Origin of the sequence: Streptomyces pseudovenezuelae, assembly GCF_029892565.1 — a bacterium.
Classification (GTDB): domain Bacteria; phylum Actinomycetota; class Actinomycetes; order Streptomycetales; family Streptomycetaceae; genus Streptomyces; species Streptomyces pseudovenezuelae_A.
In genome coordinates this window covers 42018-57873 of record NZ_JARXVH010000010.1, presented here as the reverse complement: position 1 = coordinate 57873, position 15856 = coordinate 42018, and the positions used below count along the sequence as shown (strand labels likewise).

The window sequence follows — 15856 nt, the reverse complement described above, 5'->3', positions numbered from 1 at the left end:
GCCACAGCCGGACCACACGCGGAGGAACAGACCCACATGCCCAAGTTCCACAGGAGTGGACCCGACTCCGGCGTGGTGACCGCCGCGGGCGCGGGCGACAGACAGGCCCTGGACGCCCTGGTCACGCAGTCCCTGCCGCTGGTCTACAACATCGTCGGCCGGGCCCTGAACGGTCACGCCGACGTCGATGACGTCGTACAGGAGACGCTGTTGCGCATGGTGCGGGGGCTGCCGAAACTGCGGGACCCCTCCGCGTTCCGGTCCTGGCTGGTGGCCATCACGATCAGACAGGTGCGGGACCGTGAGCAGTCGCGGGCCACCGACCGCGACCGCCGGGCGCACCTGGAGGACGCGGAGGCGATCACCGACCCCGCCCTCGACTTCGCCGGTCTGACCATCCTGCGGCTGGGACTGACCGAGCAGCGCCGCGAGGTCGCCGAGGCCACGCGCTGGCTCGACACGGACGATCAGGAACTGCTGTCCCTGTGGTGGCTTGAGGAGACCGGGGAGCTGGAACGCGCCGAACTCGCGGGCGCGCTGGGGCTGTCCGACCGGCACGCCGCCGTGCGGGTGCAGCGCATGAAGAAGCAGATGGAGATATCGCGGGTCGTGGTGCGGTCGCTGACCGCGACCCCGCGCTGTGCCGAGCTGGACGAGATGGCCGCCCTGTGGGACGGCACGCCGAGTGCCCTGTGGCGCAAGCGGTTCGCCCGGCACATCCGTGACTGTCGGGTGTGCGAGGGCCTGGACGACGGGCTGCTCCCGATGGACCGGCTGCTGAGCGGTCTCCCACTGCTGGCCGTGCCCGCCAGCCTCGACCCGTCCCGCGTGCTGGTCACCGTCACCGGTGGCGGTCAGTCGGCCGGCTCGGGCGCCGGTTCCTCGTCCGGTACGGGTTCCGACGGCGGTTCCTCGTCCGGTTCCGGCGCCCCGTCCGCGCACAGGGGAGTGGGCCGCGGCCATCGGGGAGCGCGGCGAGGTCACGGGCGCCGGACCGGTCGTACGGCTGCGCGTGGTGTTCGTAACCAGGTCATCGGTGGTTCGGCCGTCGCCGTCGTCGCGGTGGCCGCGCTGGTCGCGGCGCGGATGACGGGAGGCTCCGCCGCCCCGGCCGCGGAGTCGGCACCGCCCACCCCCGTCGCCGTCACGTCCCCCAGCGCCACTCCGTCCCCCTCCCTCTCCAAGTCCGCGAGCCCCAGCCAGTCCCCGACCCGGAAGCCCAAGCCGACTCCCTCCAAGCACACCGCCGCGGCCCCCGTGCAGATCGCCTCCGGCGCCAAGAAGGGCGTCGGCGTGTGGACCTTCAACGGGGTGAGTCAGGCGCTCGGCGCGAGCGGGGCGAGTTGGTACTACACCTGGAACACCCAGCACCAAGGGGTCACGACACCGTCGTCGACCTCCTTCGTGCCGATGATCTGGGGAGCGGACTCCGTCACGGACGGAGCCCTGGCCCAGGCCCGCGCGAACGGTCCCTATCTCCTCGGGTTCAACGAACCGGACATGGCGCAGCAGTCCAACATGTCGGTCGAGCAGGCGCTGGGTCTGTGGCCCAAGCTCATGGCGGCCGGCAAGACCCTGGGCAGCCCCGCGGTCGCGTACGGCGGGGACACGGCGGGTGGCTGGCTGGACCGGTTCATGTCCGGTGCGGCGGCGAAGGGGTACCGGGTCGACTTCATCACGCTGCACTGGTACGGCGGTGACTTCCGCACCCCGCAGGCGGTGGACCAGCTGAAGTCGTATCTGGCCGCGGTGTACGCGCGCTATCACAAGCCGATCTGGCTCACCGAGTACGCGCTGATCGACTTCTCCCAGGGGACGCGTTTCCCCTCCCCGCAAAAGCAGGCGGACTTCGTCACCGCGTCCACCAAGGCGCTGGACGGCCTGTCCTACGTGCAGCGTTACGCGTGGTTCGGGCTGGGCGCGGATCCGTCGAAGCCGAGCAGTGGGCTGTTCACGAACGGTACGACGGCGACGGTGGCGGGACGGGCCTTCCAGGCCGCCCGCTGATCGACGAGACAGGCGCCCGCCCCGTGGAGACGGGGACGGGCGCCCAGCACAAGGTCATGCCAGGTCATGCGAGGCGGCGACCCGGGTGGCCGCCTTGCCTGCCACCCGGGTCGCCGGCGTCACCGCCTAACTGATCGCGAGCCGGAACCAGCCAGCGGCCCAGCCGCCCGTGCCGTCCCACCACGTGCTCTGGACCAGGCCGTCCGTGCCGACCGAGAACACGTCGAGGTGCTCGGTGACCCGGCTCAGCGCCGCGATCTGGCTGCCGGGCTTGGCGAGGCCGCCGGAGACGTTGAACCAGGCGGCCCAGCCCGTGGTGTCGTGCCACCACGTGGAGTAGACCCGGTTGTCGGTGCCGACGACGAACAGGTCCATGTGGTTCGTGTAGCGGACCACGGCCGTCACCGGGGAGCCCGCCGAGGCGACGCCGCCGGCGATCTGGAACCAACTCGCCCAGCCGCCACGGGCGTCCCACCACGTCGACATGATCTTCCCGTCGGACGCGGTGGTGAACAGGTCGAGATGGTCGGGGTGGCGGGCGACCGCGGTGACCGTGGAGTCGGGACGGCAGCTGATGCCCGGCAGCGGGAACCAGGCCGACCAGCCGGTGCGGTCGTCCCACCAGGCGCTGTAGACGCGGTTGTCCGTGCCCACCGTGAACACGTCGAGGTGGAACGGGTGCCGGGCGACCGCGGTGACGGAGGCGCCGTTCGCCGCGACCCCGCCGCCGATCTGGAACCAGTCGGCGGCCCAGCCGGTACGGGCGTCCCACCACGTCGACATGGTGCGGCCGTCGGAGGCGGTGGTGAACAGGTCCAGGTGGTCGGAGTAGCGGCTGACCACGTTGACCGTCGAGCCGGGGCGGGCGACGAGGCTGCCGACCCGGAACCAGGGCGCCCAGCCGCTGGACCGGTCCCACCACGAGGAGTAGACGCGGTTGTCGGTGCCGACGACGAACAGGTCGAGGTGGCCCGAGTAGCGGGCGACCGAGGTGATCGGCGAGCCGGTGCCGCCGGGTGAGGCGAAGCCGCCGGACAGCTGGAACCAGCCCGCCCAACCGCTCGACTGGTCCCACCAGTCGGACATGGTGCGCCCGTCCGAGGCGACCGCGAACACGTCGAGGTGCTCGGGGTAGCGGGCGACGACGCTGATCGGCGTACGGTCGCGGGCGGGCAGGGTGGCCAGCGGGCCGATCCGGTTCCAGATCACCTGACGGCAGACCCGGCAGAACGGGATGCTCAACTCCCGCATCTTGCAGTTGTGTTCGGGGCGGAAGGCGCCGCAGTGGTAGTAGTGCGCGCCCTCGAAGCAGCCGACCGTGCCGGCCGCCACCGTACTGGCCCGGTTGTCCACCGTCGCGCAGTCCGGGTTGCTCATGGTGGGCAGGGCCGTGGCCGCGGCGACCGCCCAACCCCACTTCAGCGTCGTGCGGTTGGTGTTGAGCGTGACGTTCGGCTCGCCCGGCTCACCGGCCGGGTGGTGGTCGTGGCCGGTCTCGTTGCCGCCGGCGTAGTACGGGTACTCGTCCGCGAGACCGTAGGCCGTGTGCCCGATCTCGTGGAGGGCGATCTCGGTGGCGCCGGCGGCCAGCGAGTACGTGCCGACCGAGCCGCCGCTGCCGCCGTAGACCGTGGAGTTGACGACGACGATCGCCACGGAGAACTCCGGCACCTGGGCCGCGGCCGTCTGTAAGACGGTCGAGTTGTTGCAGACCAGCAGCCGGCGGATGCCGTTGCCGCCGAAGGTGGAGTCGAAGTAGGTGCGGGCCGTCGCGCCGGTGCCGCCGGGGGCGGAGGCCGGGTCGTCGGCGCCGGAGTCGGTGGAGGTGACGTTCACACGCCAGATGTTGATCGCCGGCGCGAGTTCGTCGTAGGGCGGAGTCGCGATCAGGGCGTCGACGAACTCCTTGCAGACGGTCTCGAAGTCGGTCTGCTGCGCGGCGGTGAAGCCGTCGCCGAGCAGGACGACGGAGAAGGCGCGGTTGGGCGGCGCGGAGCCGAATATCTGTGTGCGGCCCTGGACGGTGCCGTCGGTCGTGGTCACGGCCGCCCCCTACCGCTGGAGCCGGAAGGTGGCGAGGTCCACGTCGGACACCGCACCGGGCGGTGGGCTGGTCGCGCCGCCGAAGGGCTGCGCCCCGGACCCGGCCCGGTCGACACGTACGACGGCGACCTCGGTGGCCTCGGGCGGGGCCGGGAGCAGCACGGTGAACGCGCCGCGCGCCGCCACGTCGACGCGGGTGATGGGCTCCGAGTGGTCCTCGGGAAAGACCTCGGCGCTCTCCTGGAAGGCACCGCGCGCGGCTACCCGGGCCAGGCCGTGCCCGTCCTCGTCCCGCGCCTCCACGAAGTGGCCGGGGCTTACGTCCGGGTGGGCGTCGAAGCCGCTGACGACGGTGTCGACGGGCTGCTGTGCGACAAGCGTGACGGACTCGCCCTCGTACTCGAAGATCAGGCGGACCGCCTGGGTGCTCGGTGTCTGTTCTGGGCTGGTCATGATGAATCATCCCCAGAGAAGTCGGTTGTCCGGAGACGTTCCTCGGTGACCATGTGCCCGGCAAGCCCTGGGAGTTGCAGGGCACGAGAAGTCGCAGGCGCCTGCCCTGTGCCGTCTAGTGGAGGCTCGGGCAATGGGGTGAGGGCCGCGGGAGGTAGGACCCCGTCCGCTCAACTCCCGCCGCCATGAGGCTCACTGACGCGCGTCCTGCTCAGAGCACCTTTCGCTGGACGAGTGCCGACAGCACCAACGCGCCCGGCACCAGCGGCAACCAGACCGTCAGGACGCGGTAGCCGATGAGGCTGGCCGCGGCGAGGTCCACGGGGGCGCCGAGCGCGGACAGGGTGAAGACCATCGCCGCGTCGATCGGGCCGATGCCGCCCGGCGCGGGCACGGCGCCGACCGCGGTGCTCGCGACCAGGAACGCGAAGGTGACCTGCGCCCAGGTCAGGGTGAGGCCCAGCGAGGCGCCCACGCACATGATCACGGTCGCCTGGAGCACCGGCGCGGCGGCCGCCCCGCCCCACAGGGCGATGATCCGGGAGGGCCGGGTGTGCAGCGTCCGTACGTCGGTCAGGGCGGTGCGTACGCCGTCCAGGAGCGGGCGGCGCAGCGGTCGTACGGTCGTCACCAGGACGGCCGCGGTGCCGAGGCCGAGCGTCGCGCTGCCCGTGACCAGGAACAACGTCCGCTTGTCCGGGACGAGTTCGCCCAGGCCCAGCAGATCGGGGTAGGCCACCAGGAACCCGAGCAGCACCATCGTCTTCGCGATCGGCCTGACCAGGGAGTACAGGGCGAGGGAAGCGGTGGCCCGGGCGAAGGGGATGCCGCGGCCCAGCAGGAAGCGCAGGGTGACGGCGTGGGCGCCGAGGCTCGCCGGCAGTACGTGGTTGGCGGCGCCGGCGGCGAACTGCGACGCGATCAGCAGTCCGGTCGGGAGCCGCTCCGGCAGGGCGCCCTGCCGTACGCACGAGGCGGACAGCCAGCCCAGGCAGGTGAAGAAGAACGCGGCCAGCAGCCACCAGGGGTCGGCCGACCCCAGCCGGGTGGTGCCGTCGTACAGGGTCCGCCAGTCGTTCACCACCCAGGCGCCGATCAGCAGGACGGGGAGCAGTACGAGGGTGCGGCGGATCAGCCGGGCCCAGGAGCGGGGCAGGCGCGGGAGGGACAGGAACGAGGGGAGTGGCGGGAGTGAGGGGAGGGGGAGGGGAGCGAGGGCGGGGGACTCGGTGCCGGTGGGGGCGCCGGCGACCGCGGGGACGAGGGATGCGGCGGGGCAGGTGGCCGGGGCGGGGAGTGGCCCGGCGGCGAGCGGTTCGGAGGGGGCGGTGGGCGTGGCGTCGAGCGGCAGCAGGGTCACGGCGCACGTCGTCCTTCCACGTCACTCCCGCGCGCCGCGGGGGCGGCGAGCGAGCGGGACGGATACGGGGCGAGGCAGGAGGGGACGGCCGAACCGTTCCCGTCCGGCGTGACGCCATGGTGTCCGGAAACCGACGCGCCGCGGGCGCGTACACGTACGAGTCTTCCCACCCCACCCGGATCCACCCGCCCAGGGCCCCGTCACCGCTCCCGCCACCGGTCCTGTCCGATGTCCCACCACGGCACGCCCCGGTGACGCGGCCACCGCCGGGCACGAAACGCAGGCCGCTGGGTCGGTGAATCAAACAATCCAAGGGCATGTTGACTTTCGGCTGATTGAGCCAGAAGAATTCCGAGGGTGACCCCCGAGCGCGTGTCCGTCGGCCAGGCCTCCGCCCCGGCCCTGTCCTCCGTCTCCTCCGACCTGGACGAGGCGGTCCACCGCTGTCTGGTCGCCGGCTTCGAGGGCACCACCACCTTCCCCGACACCCTCAAGCGCCTCGTCGACCGCGGCCTGGGCGGCGTCATCCTGTTCACCCGCAACGTGCGCGACGCCGAGCAGGTCCGCGAGCTCACCGACGCCCTGCACGCCCTGCGCCCCGACCTGATGATCGCCATCGACAACGAGGGCGGCGGCATCGGCCACCTGGTGAAGGCCGGCGCCCCCGAGGTCCCCGGCTCCTACGCCCTCGGCGTCGCCGACGACCCGGACCTCACCGCCCGCTGCGCCGACGCGCTCGCAGGCCACCTGGCCACCCTCGGCATCAACGCCTCGTACGCCCCGGTCGCCGACCTCCAGTTCCGCCCGGACAACCCGATCGTGCGCACCCGCTCCTTCGGTGCCGACCCCGACCTCGCCGCCCGCCATCTGCGCGCCTGGATCAGCGCCACCGAGGCCCGCGGCATCGCCTCCTGCGCCAAGCACTTCCCCGGCCACGGCGGCACCGTGACCGACAGCCACCACGACCTCGCCGTCGACCCCCGGCCGTACGACCAACTGTGGGCCGACCTCGCGCCGTTCCGTGCGGCGGTCGCGGCCGGGGTGCCGATGATGATGAGCGCGCACGTCGTCTTCCCCGCCCTCGACGCCAACCGCCCCGCCACCCTCAGCCGCCGCGTCCTGCGCGACCTGCTCCGGCACGAGATCGGCTTCGACGGCGTCCTGGTCAGCGACGCCCTGGAGATGAAGGCGATCGCCGACCGCTACGGCGAGGCGGCCGGCGCGCGCATAGCCCTCGCCGTGGGCGCCGACCAGGTCATCGTCGCCGTACCCGACCTGGAGGTCACCCTGGCCTGCCGGGACGCGGTGCTTGACGCCCTGCACACCCGGCGGCTGACCGAGGAGCGGGTGTACGAGGCCGCCGGGCGGGTCCGGCACCTCGCCGACCGGTACGCGGCACCGGCCGTCGCATCCGTCGCGGGCTGGGACTCCGGTGCCGGCCTCATCGCGGCACGCAAGGCCGTACGCAGCCGCTCCCTGCCGGCGCCCATACGCGGGGCCCACGTCGTCGACCTCTTTCCGACACCGCACCCCGCACTCAACTGGGGCGGCGAGGACCTGCTCACCGAACTGCGCCCGCTCGACCCCACGGCCACCGGCACCGCGGTCACCGGCGAGCCGTGCGACCCCTCCGACCTCGTCGACGGCATCCTGCGCGTGGTCGGCAACTCGCCCCTGATCGTGGCGACGTGCGACGCCGGCCTGCACCCCTGGCAGACCCACCTCCGCGACGCCCTCCTGACCCGCCGCCCGGAGGCGCTACGCGTGGACACCGGCCTCCCCGAGGGCGGCGCCCTCTGCTCCTACGGACGCGCCCGGGTCAACTTGCGGGCGGCGGCAGAGGTGTTGGCGGGGAAATAGGGGCGGGGGAGCAGGGGCGGGACTGAGAGTTCCGGGCCCGCATCGATCAGCGCCGTGCCCGTCCGCTCTTCACAGTCGTACGGTCCTCACGATCCCCCGCGCCGCCAAGTACCCGGCGTCCTCCGCCCGTTCGGCCAGCACCACGGCAGGTCGTTCCCCCTCCTTGCGCAGCCGCATCCACGCCTCGAAGTACGCCCCGCCCGGGCCGGAGACGGAACGGGTGGACGGGGTGCAGTCCAACACCAGGGCGGTGTCGCGCGGTTGGGGGGAGATGGGCTCGGCCCGCAGCTCGGCGATCGTGCCGGCGAGGGCGGTGGCGATCGGCTTGGCGTGGCCGGCGGAGTCGAAGAGGCCCAGGGTGTACTCCAGTTCAGGGAAGTCGAGCAACGCCCGGTCCACGTCGTGGGAGCACCACCAGGTCACGCCCCACAGGTCCGTGCACCCGGCCGCGTTGAGCACGGTGGCGCGCGCGAAGGCGGGGGCGTCGGCCGCCGGGATGTGCGGCTCGGGCGCGCCCGTCTCCTGGATCCAGACCGGCCGGGCCGGATCCTTGGCGTAGGCCTTGGCGAGCTCGGTGCCGTACTCGGCCAGGTGCAGCACCTCGGGGGAGCCGGGGCCGTAGCGGCGGGCGCAGTCGGCGGAGAACACCCACGGGTGGACGGTCGTCACATCGCCCTTGCGGGCCGAGGCCTCGGGGGTGAAGGGGTGGTCGTCGCCGTACCAGGCCGCGTCGTAGGCGGAGTGCGTGGCGAGCTGCCCCGGGCGCAGGCCCTCGCGGGCGGCCGTCAGCAGCGTGTCGAGGTAGTGGTCCACCTCGGCCGCGGTCACCGGGTTGTGCTCGACCAGGTTGTTGAGCTCGTTGCCGAGCTGGAGGCCGATGAGGTTCGGGCGGTCGGCGAGGGCCCGGCCCAGCGTGCGCAGCAGCTCCGCCTGCGCCTCGATCGCCTCGGGGTCGGTGAAGACATTGCGGTGGTGCCAGCCGCGGGCCCACTCCGGGTAGAAGTCGAAGCTCGACAGGTGCCCCTGCACGCCGTCCACCATGACGTCGAGGCCCGCCTCGCCCGCGAGGTCGACGAGGTGCGCCAGCTGGTCGACGGCCGCGGTGCGGATCAGCGCGCGGTTGGGCTGGAGCAGCGTCCACAGGTGGAAGACGCGGACGTGGTCGAGGCCGAGGGCGGCGATCTGGGCCAGGTCCTCGCGGGCGCGCGCCGGGTCGAAGTCCTGCCAGGAGTGGAACCAGCCGCGGCGGGGCGTGTAGTTGACGCCGAAGCGGGGCGTGGGAATGGGATCCTCCTCGCGTCGCCGACCTTGGAAGGTCGGGGGCTTGTCCTAGCTGAATGTATCAACCACCATGGTCGGTAATGGATAACGATTTCAACCAGAGCGTTCTTCGTACGGATGCCGATGCACCGGCGCTCGTCGTCGGCCTGGACGCCGGCGGCACCCGCACCCGTGCCGTCCTCGCCACCGCGGCCGACGGCCGCCCCCTCGGCGAGGGCTCCGCCGGTCCGGGCAACGCCCTGACCGTTCCGCTGCCCGAGCTCACCGACCATCTCGTCGAGGCCGTGGCCCGGGCGGTGCCGGAAGCATGGCGGGGCCGGGTCGTCGCCGTGGCCGGCGGTTTCGCGGGCGCGACCGGCGTCTCGGCGGACGACCGGGGCCACCGCAACGCCCTGACCGCCCTCACCGTCGCCCTTCGCAGCCTGGGCATCACGGCAGGCCCGCCCGGCATCTGCAGCGACATCGAGGCCGCCTTCGCCTCCGCCCCGGGCACCCCGGCCGACGGCCTCGCCCTGGTCGCGGGCACGGGAGCTGTCGCCATGCGCATCACCGACCGCCACTGCACGGCCACCGTGGACGGCGACGGCTGGCTCCTCGGCGACGACGGCAGCGGCTTCTGGATCGGCCGCGCTGCGGTACGGGCCGCGTTGCGGATGGCCGACGGGAGGGGACGGGAGACGGTACTGGCGGGGTCGGTGGGACGGGCGCTGGGGTTGCCGGAGGGGGTGCTGCCGGAGGGTGTCTCCCGGCCTGAGGGCTCGCACGGCGGAGCCTCGCAGGAAGGCGGCTCGCAGTCTGAGGGCTCGCAGGGCGGAGCCTCGCAGGAAGGCGGCTCGCAGGAAGGCGGCTCGCAGTCCGAGGGCCCCACCTCCTGGCCTCGCTCCGGCCGAGAGGCCTACCGCATGCACCTGCTCCCCGTCGTCATGGCCGAGCTCCCGATCCGCCTCGCCCGTCTCGCCCCGCTGGTCGTCGAGGCGGCCCAGGACAAGGACGCCGTGGCGCTGGCGATCCTCGACGAGGCCGCTGATCAACTGACCGCCACCGTGCGGGCGTTGGACCCGCAGCCAGGCGAGCGGGTCGTGGCGACCGGCGGTCTCCTCGGCCCCGACGGACCCCTCACCGGCCTCCTCGCCGCCCGCCTCCACACGCTCGGCCTGCCCCTGGACTGGGTCGCCGACGGCTGTCGAGGTGCCGTGGCCCTCGCCCGGCTTGAGTACGGACGCCGGTCATGACACAGGCAGCAGCCCTGAGCGGCACCTATCGCGACCCCGCCGCCCCCACGGACGCCCGCGTCCGGGACCTCCTCTCCCGTATGACCCTGCGCGAGAAGGTCGGCCAGCTCAACCAGCGCATGTACGGCTGGGACGCCTACCGCCGCACTGCCACCGGCTTCGAACTCACCGACGCCCTGCACGCCGAGACCGACCGCTTCGGCGGACTCGGCGCCCTGTACGGCCTGATGCGCGCCGACGCCTGGTCCGGCGTCGACCACGCCAACGGACCGGACGCCGAACACAGCGCGGAACTCGCCGAGTTGGTTCAGCGGCACGTCATCGACAGCAGCCGCCTCGGCATACCGGCACTGTTCGTCGAGGAGATGCCGCACGGGCACATGGCGCTGGACGGCACAGTCCTCCCGGTCAACCTGGCCGTCGGCGCCACCTGGGACCCCGAGCTGTACGAGCGGGCCGCCGCGTACGCCGCCGCCGAACTGCGCGCCCGCGGTGGCCATGTCGCCCTGGTCGCGGCCCTCGACATCGCCCGCGACCCCCGCTGGGGCCGCACCGAGGAGTGCTTCGGCGAGGACCCGTACCTCGCGGCGAGGCTCACCGAGGCCCTCGTGCGCGGCATGCAGGGCGCACCGGGCGAGCACTTCGCCGCCGACAAGACCCCCGTCGTCCTGAAGCACTTCGCCGGACAGGGCGCCACCGTCGGTGGCCGCAACTCCGCCGAGTCCGCGCTGAGTTCGAGGGAGCTGCACGAGATCCACCTGCCCGCCGCCCGCGCCGGCGTCCGAGCCGGGGCCGCGGCCGTGATGGCCGCGTACAACGAGGTCGACGGCCTGCCCAGCGCCGGCAACCGCGCTCTGCTCACCGAACTGCTCCGGGACCGCTGGGGGTTCACCGGCCTGGTCATGGCGGACGGCCTCGCCGTGGACCGGCTGGCCCGCATCACCGGCGACAAGGTCTCGGCGGGCGCCCTCGCGCTCAACGCCGGTGTCGACCTGAGCCTTTGGGACGAGGGCTTCACGCATCTGGCGGAGGCCGTCGAGCGGGGGCTGGTCGAGGAGTCCGTGCTCGACGCGGCCGTGGCGCGCGTCCTGCGCCTCAAGTTCCGCCTCGGCCTCTTCGAACGGCCCTACGGGCGAGGGGAGTTGCCGCCTCCCGAGCAGGGCCGTGCCCTGAGCACCGACCTCGCCCGAGCGTCGGTAACTCTCCTGAGCAACCACGCCGGCACCCTCCCGGTCTCGCCCACCGTCTCCCGTATCGCCGTTGTCGGCCCCCAATCCGCCACCACTGAACACCAGTTGGGCGACTACACCGCCCCGCAGCGCCCCGGCACCGGTACCAGCGTGCTCGACGGGCTGCGCCGGCTCGTCCCGTCCGGCGTCGACATCCGGCACGCCCCCGGTTGCGCCCTCACCGGCGACGACCTCGCCGGCATCCCCGAGGCGGTCGCCGCCGCTGCCACCTCCGACCTCGCCGTACTGGTCCTGGGCGGCAGCAGCGCCCGTACGTCCGGGACGGACTTCGCCGCCAACGGGGCCGCTGTCACGGCCGTTTCGGAGATGACGTGCGGTGAGGGGGCCGACCTGGCGGGGCTGCGGCTGGGGGCGGCTCAGTACGCCCTGTTGGACGCCGTCGTCGCGACGGGAACGCCGACGGCGGTCGTGCTGGTTCAAGGCCGCCCGCACATCGTGCCCGACACCGCTGCCGCGCTGCTCACCGCCTGGTACCCGGGCCAGTGGGGCGGCGAGGCGATCGCCGAGGTGCTGCTCGGGCTGGCGGAACCCGCGGGCCGCCTCTCCGTCTCCGTCCCGCGTTCGGCCGCCCAACTCCCCGTCCACTACAACCACAAGGACATCGAGTACAGCGGCTACGTGGACGAGAGCGCCGAGCCGCTCCACTCCTTCGGGCACGGGCTGTCGTACACGAGCTTCGCGTACGGCACGCCACGTCTGTCGGGGCTGACCGTCGACGTCGATGTCACCAACACCGGGGAGCGGTACGGGCGTTCGGTCGTCCAGTTGTACATTCGCAGGCTGATCACGCCCGTATGGCCGCGCACCCTCGAACTGTGCGCGTTCGAGGGCGTCGGGCTCGCGCCCGGCGAGCGGCGAACGGTCTCCATGTCACCTGACGCCGACCAACTCGCCCCGTCCGAGGTCGTCGAGATCCGGGTCGCCGAGTCGGCGCGGGCCGCGCTCGACGCCGTACCCGTCGTACTGGACCTCAGAGTGCCGGGCCTCAGAGCTTGACCGCGCCCGACGAGACGCCCTTGTAGAACCACCGTTGGGTGATCACGAACAGCACCAGGACCGGGATGACGGAGATCACCGAGCCGGCCATGACCACGCGTTGGTCGTAGCCGAACGACGAGCTCTGCAGTCGGGAGAGGCCCAGCGTCAGGGTCATGTGGCTCTCCGAGCGCAGCACGATCAGCGGCCAGAGGAAGTCGTCCCAGGCGCTGATGAAGGTGTTGATGACGACCACCAGGATCGCGCCCCACGCGGACGGCAGATACAGGTGCCGGAAGCGCTGCCACTCGTTCGCGCCGTCGAGCATGGCCGAGTCCTCGATCTCGCGCGGGACCGCGAGGAACGCGCCGCGCATCAGCAGGACGTTGATGGCGCCGACGAATCCGGGCAGCCATACGCCGGCCAGGCTGTCGACCAGGCCCAGGTCGCGGATGCTCAGGAACAGCGACACCATGATCGACTCGAAGGGGAACATCATCGAGGCGATCAGCACGACCCAGACCGCCTTGCGGCCCTTCCAGCCGGGCTTGGAGAGCATGTAGCCGGCCGTGGTGGAGAACACCAGTTGGCTGGTGACCGACAGGGCGACCACGATCAGGCTGTTCCTGATGTACGTGACCACCGGCACCTGGTCGAAGACCGTCCGGTAGGCGCGCAGGGTCGGGTGTTGCGGGAGCAGCGAGGCGTTCGCGCCGAAGACGTCCTCGCCGGTGCTCTTCAGGGAGGCCAGCAACTGCCACAGCAGGGGGCCGACGGTGAGACCGAGCACGAGGAGCAACAGCAGGTAGCGGACGACGAGTTCGCGTGGGCGCCCGTAGTCCCGCCAACGGGGCGTCAGGCGACGGGACTTGTGCGGCAGGGCGGTCGTCATGACTCGTCCTCCTTCGTCAGGCGCTGCGCCAGCAGGGTCAGGCCCAGGGTCAGGGCGAACAGGGCCACACTCACCGCCGAGCCGTATCCGGCGTTGCCGGTGATCGGGTCGAGGCCGACGTCCCGGATGTAGAAGGGGAGGGTGCGGTCGGCGCCGCCGGGGCCTCCGGTGGAGCTGCCGAGCATGTAGATCTCGGTGAACACGCGCAGCGAGCCGATGCCGGTGAGGGTGCCGACGAGCATCATCGCCTGCCGTACGCCGGGCACGGTGATGTGCCAGAAACGGCGGGCGGCACCGGCGCCGTCCATGGAGGCGGCCTCGTGCAGTTCCTTGGGCACGTTCCCGAGGGCGGCCAGGTAGAAGACCATGTACCAGCCCAGGCCCTTCCACAGGGTCAGGCCCATCGCCGACAGCAGGATCAGCCACGAGTCGGAGAGGAAGGGGATGGCCGACCGGATCAAGTGGGCTTTCTCCAGCCAGGTGTTGACCAGGCCGTCGTCTGCCAGCAGCCACTGCCAGCTCAGGCCGACGACCACGCTGGAGGCGAGCACCGGGGTGTAGAAGGCGGAGCGGAAGAAGCCGATGCCGGGCAGGTTCTTCTCCACCAGGACGGCGAGCAGCAACGGCAGCAGCACCATGAGCGGGACGACGATCAGCGCGTACAGGACGCTGTTGCGGGTCGCCAGCCAGAAGTCCGAATCGTCCAGCATCCGGGTGTAGTTGGAGAGTCCGACGAAGCTCGCTGCGCCGCCGAGCGGCTTGGCGTCGGTGAACGACAGCAGGAGGGTGTTGAAGAAGGGGAACACCCCGAACACCACCGCGCAGCCGATCGCCGGCGCGGTCCACAGCCACGGCAGCCACCAACGGCGGTACATCGCCGCTCCGTTGGCACCGGGAGCGGGTCCCGGCAGCACGGCCCGGGCGAGTCGGCGGGCGCGGGACGGGGCCGCGCCCGGCACGGAGGCGGTGCCCTCCACGCCGGGCACGGACACCGGCTCGGTGATCTGCGTCGCCACCGTCAGCCCGCCTGCTTCAGCAGCTCGTCGGCCTTCTCCTGGGCGTCCTTGACGGCCTGTTCGGGGCTCTTCTTGCCCTGCATGGCCAGCTGCACCTGGCCCACGATGGCGGTCAGCACGGCCGTGGAGATGTTGGTCTGGTAGGCGGTCGCCGTCTTGAGCTGCTCGGCGACGAGCTTGCGGGCCTGCGAGAACGGGTCGTCGCCGCTGGTCTTCTGGAAGAACGGGTCGTCCAGCGAGGTCGTGGTCGTCGGGAAGATCACCACGTTCGGGTCCTTGCACCAGGCCGTCTGGTTCTCGGCGTTGGTGAGGAACTCCGCGAACGCCAGTGCAGTGGGAGCGTTCTTGCTCGTCGCGGCGGCCGCTATGTACTGCGGGGCGGCCGTGGTGTGGCCGAGCGCGTCGAAGGGCTGCTGGCCGACAGCGGTCCTGGCGTAGATCGACGGGCTGTTCTGCTTCACGAAGCGCACGAAACTCGGGTTCGTCGAACCGTAGGCGACCTTGCCCTGGCTGTAGAGCGTGGAGGGGTCGTTGTTGGAGGACAGCGAGTCCTTCGGCATCGCGCCCTCCTTGTACAGCTTCGCCATCCAGGCGACCCACTGCGCGGTCCGCGGATCGTCGGCGAACACCGCGGACCTGCCGTCGGCGGAGAGCGTCTTGATGTTCATCTGGTCCCAGTCGGCCGGGATCCGCCAGACCGGGTTGGCCATCGTCGCGAAGTACTTGCCGTCGGCCTTCTTCGCGATCTTCTCGTAGTCGGCGAACAGCCCGAACATGGTCGTCGGCGGCTTCGCCGGATCGACCCCCGCCTTCTTCAACAGGTCGGTGTTGTACGTCAGAAGGACACCGCCGGTGTACCAGGGCAGCACGGTGTGCACCGACGTGCCCGAGGCGTCCTTCATGGTGCTGGACTTCCAGAACGCCGGGACGAACGGCTTCGCGGCGTCCGGGTCCTTGACGCCCAGGTCGAGCAGGTAGCCGGCCTTGGTGAGGGCGGTCGCGGTGGGGGAGTCGACGTTGAGCACGTCCGGCAGGGTGCAGGCCTGGGCGTCGGCGACCGTGCGCTGGCCGAAGGTCGCGTCGCCCGGATCGTCGATCCACTTGACCTTGGTGCCGGCGTGCGCCTTCTCGAAGGCCTTGATCACCCCGTTGAAGAAGTCCCCGAAGTCCTTCTTCAGGTTCGTCGTCTGGAAGGTGATGTCGCCCTTGACGTCGCCGGTCAGTTTCCCGGACCCGACATTGCCCTTGTCGACCTTGCAGCCGCCGGCGGTGGCGTCGCCGCTGTCGGAGCCACCGGACAGGCCGCACCCGGCCGCCGTCAGCGTCAGGGCGATGAGTCCCGCCACGGATGCGGTCAGTCTTCCAGCGCGCATGTCCACCCTCCTGGGACCAGCCGACGGCTGGTTCAATGAACCGAATTCGACTCCGATTGATGAAAAGGTGGACCAGAATTCATCGGAGGTCAATGGGTTCCCGTGTTGCTTTTA

Annotated in this window: 11 protein-coding genes; 4 read left to right on the top strand and 7 right to left on the bottom strand. The window is 71.7% G+C overall.

The genetic code is table 11. From position 1 onward, the window contains the following. Window positions 1-36: 36 nt before the first annotated feature. Window positions 37-2007, top strand: coding sequence for a sigma-70 family RNA polymerase sigma factor (locus tag M2283_RS29660; protein ID WP_280879498.1), 1971 nt, complete (start codon window positions 37-39; stop codon window positions 2005-2007). Window positions 2008-2133: 126 nt separating this feature from the next. On the opposite strand, the gene M2283_RS29655 is transcribed toward M2283_RS29660, so the two are convergent. The 3 genes from M2283_RS29655 to M2283_RS29645 form a co-directional block, all read right to left on the bottom strand. Then, a complete protein-coding gene (locus M2283_RS29655; RefSeq protein ID WP_280879497.1) occupies window positions 2134-4050 on the bottom strand; it encodes a M64 family metallopeptidase in 1917 nt (638 codons plus the stop codon). Window positions 4051-4059: 9 nt separating this feature from the next. Then, window positions 4060-4503 (bottom strand): hypothetical protein, encoded by a 444-nt coding sequence (locus M2283_RS29650; protein ID WP_280879496.1) that lies wholly within the window; start codon window positions 4501-4503, stop codon window positions 4060-4062. 211 nt (window positions 4504-4714) lie between these two features. Then, on the bottom strand, window positions 4715-5863 hold the full coding sequence (locus M2283_RS29645) for a lysylphosphatidylglycerol synthase transmembrane domain-containing protein (RefSeq protein ID WP_280879495.1): 1149 nt from the start codon (window positions 5861-5863) through the stop codon (window positions 4715-4717). A 372-nt stretch (window positions 5864-6235) separates the two neighbouring features. Between M2283_RS29645 and M2283_RS29640 the strand changes: the two genes are divergently transcribed. Next, window positions 6236-7723, top strand: coding sequence for a glycoside hydrolase family 3 N-terminal domain-containing protein (locus M2283_RS29640; RefSeq protein ID WP_280879743.1), 1488 nt, complete (start codon window positions 6236-6238; stop codon window positions 7721-7723). A gap of 69 nt (window positions 7724-7792) precedes the next feature. On the opposite strand, the gene M2283_RS29635 is transcribed toward M2283_RS29640, so the two are convergent. Next, window positions 7793-9007, bottom strand: a complete 1215-nt coding sequence (locus M2283_RS29635) for a glycoside hydrolase 5 family protein (protein WP_280879742.1) — start codon at window positions 9005-9007, stop codon at window positions 7793-7795. Between the two features lie 77 nt (window positions 9008-9084). Here M2283_RS29635 and M2283_RS29630 point away from each other — a divergent pair, with 77 nt between their 5' ends. After that, the gene (locus M2283_RS29630) at window positions 9085-10236 is read left to right on the top strand and encodes an N-acetylglucosamine kinase (protein ID WP_280879494.1); all 1152 of its coding nucleotides are present in this window, start codon (window positions 9085-9087) and stop codon (window positions 10234-10236) included. Beyond that, complete coding sequence (locus tag M2283_RS29625) at window positions 10233-12482, top strand: glycoside hydrolase family 3 N-terminal domain-containing protein (RefSeq protein ID WP_280879493.1); 2250 nt, start codon at window positions 10233-10235, stop codon at window positions 12480-12482. Before M2283_RS29630 ends, M2283_RS29625 begins: the two co-directional genes overlap by 4 nt. On the opposite strand, the gene M2283_RS29620 is transcribed toward M2283_RS29625, so the two are convergent. Genes M2283_RS29620 through M2283_RS29610 form a run of 3 tightly spaced genes read right to left on the bottom strand, consistent with a single transcriptional unit; the run spans window position 12472 to window position 15742 of the window. Then, window positions 12472-13353 (bottom strand): carbohydrate ABC transporter permease, encoded by an 882-nt coding sequence (locus M2283_RS29620; protein WP_280879492.1) that lies wholly within the window; start codon window positions 13351-13353, stop codon window positions 12472-12474. The genes M2283_RS29625 and M2283_RS29620 overlap by 11 nt on opposite strands. Continuing rightward, entirely contained in the window at window positions 13350-14369 is a 1020-nt protein-coding gene (locus M2283_RS29615) for a carbohydrate ABC transporter permease (RefSeq protein WP_280879491.1), read from the bottom strand. The genes M2283_RS29620 and M2283_RS29615 overlap by 4 nt, the downstream gene beginning before the upstream one ends. Before the next feature lie 2 nt (window positions 14370-14371). Continuing rightward, window positions 14372-15742, bottom strand: a complete 1371-nt coding sequence (locus M2283_RS29610) for an extracellular solute-binding protein (RefSeq protein WP_280879490.1) — start codon at window positions 15740-15742, stop codon at window positions 14372-14374. Window positions 15743-15856: the final 114 nt, after the last annotated feature.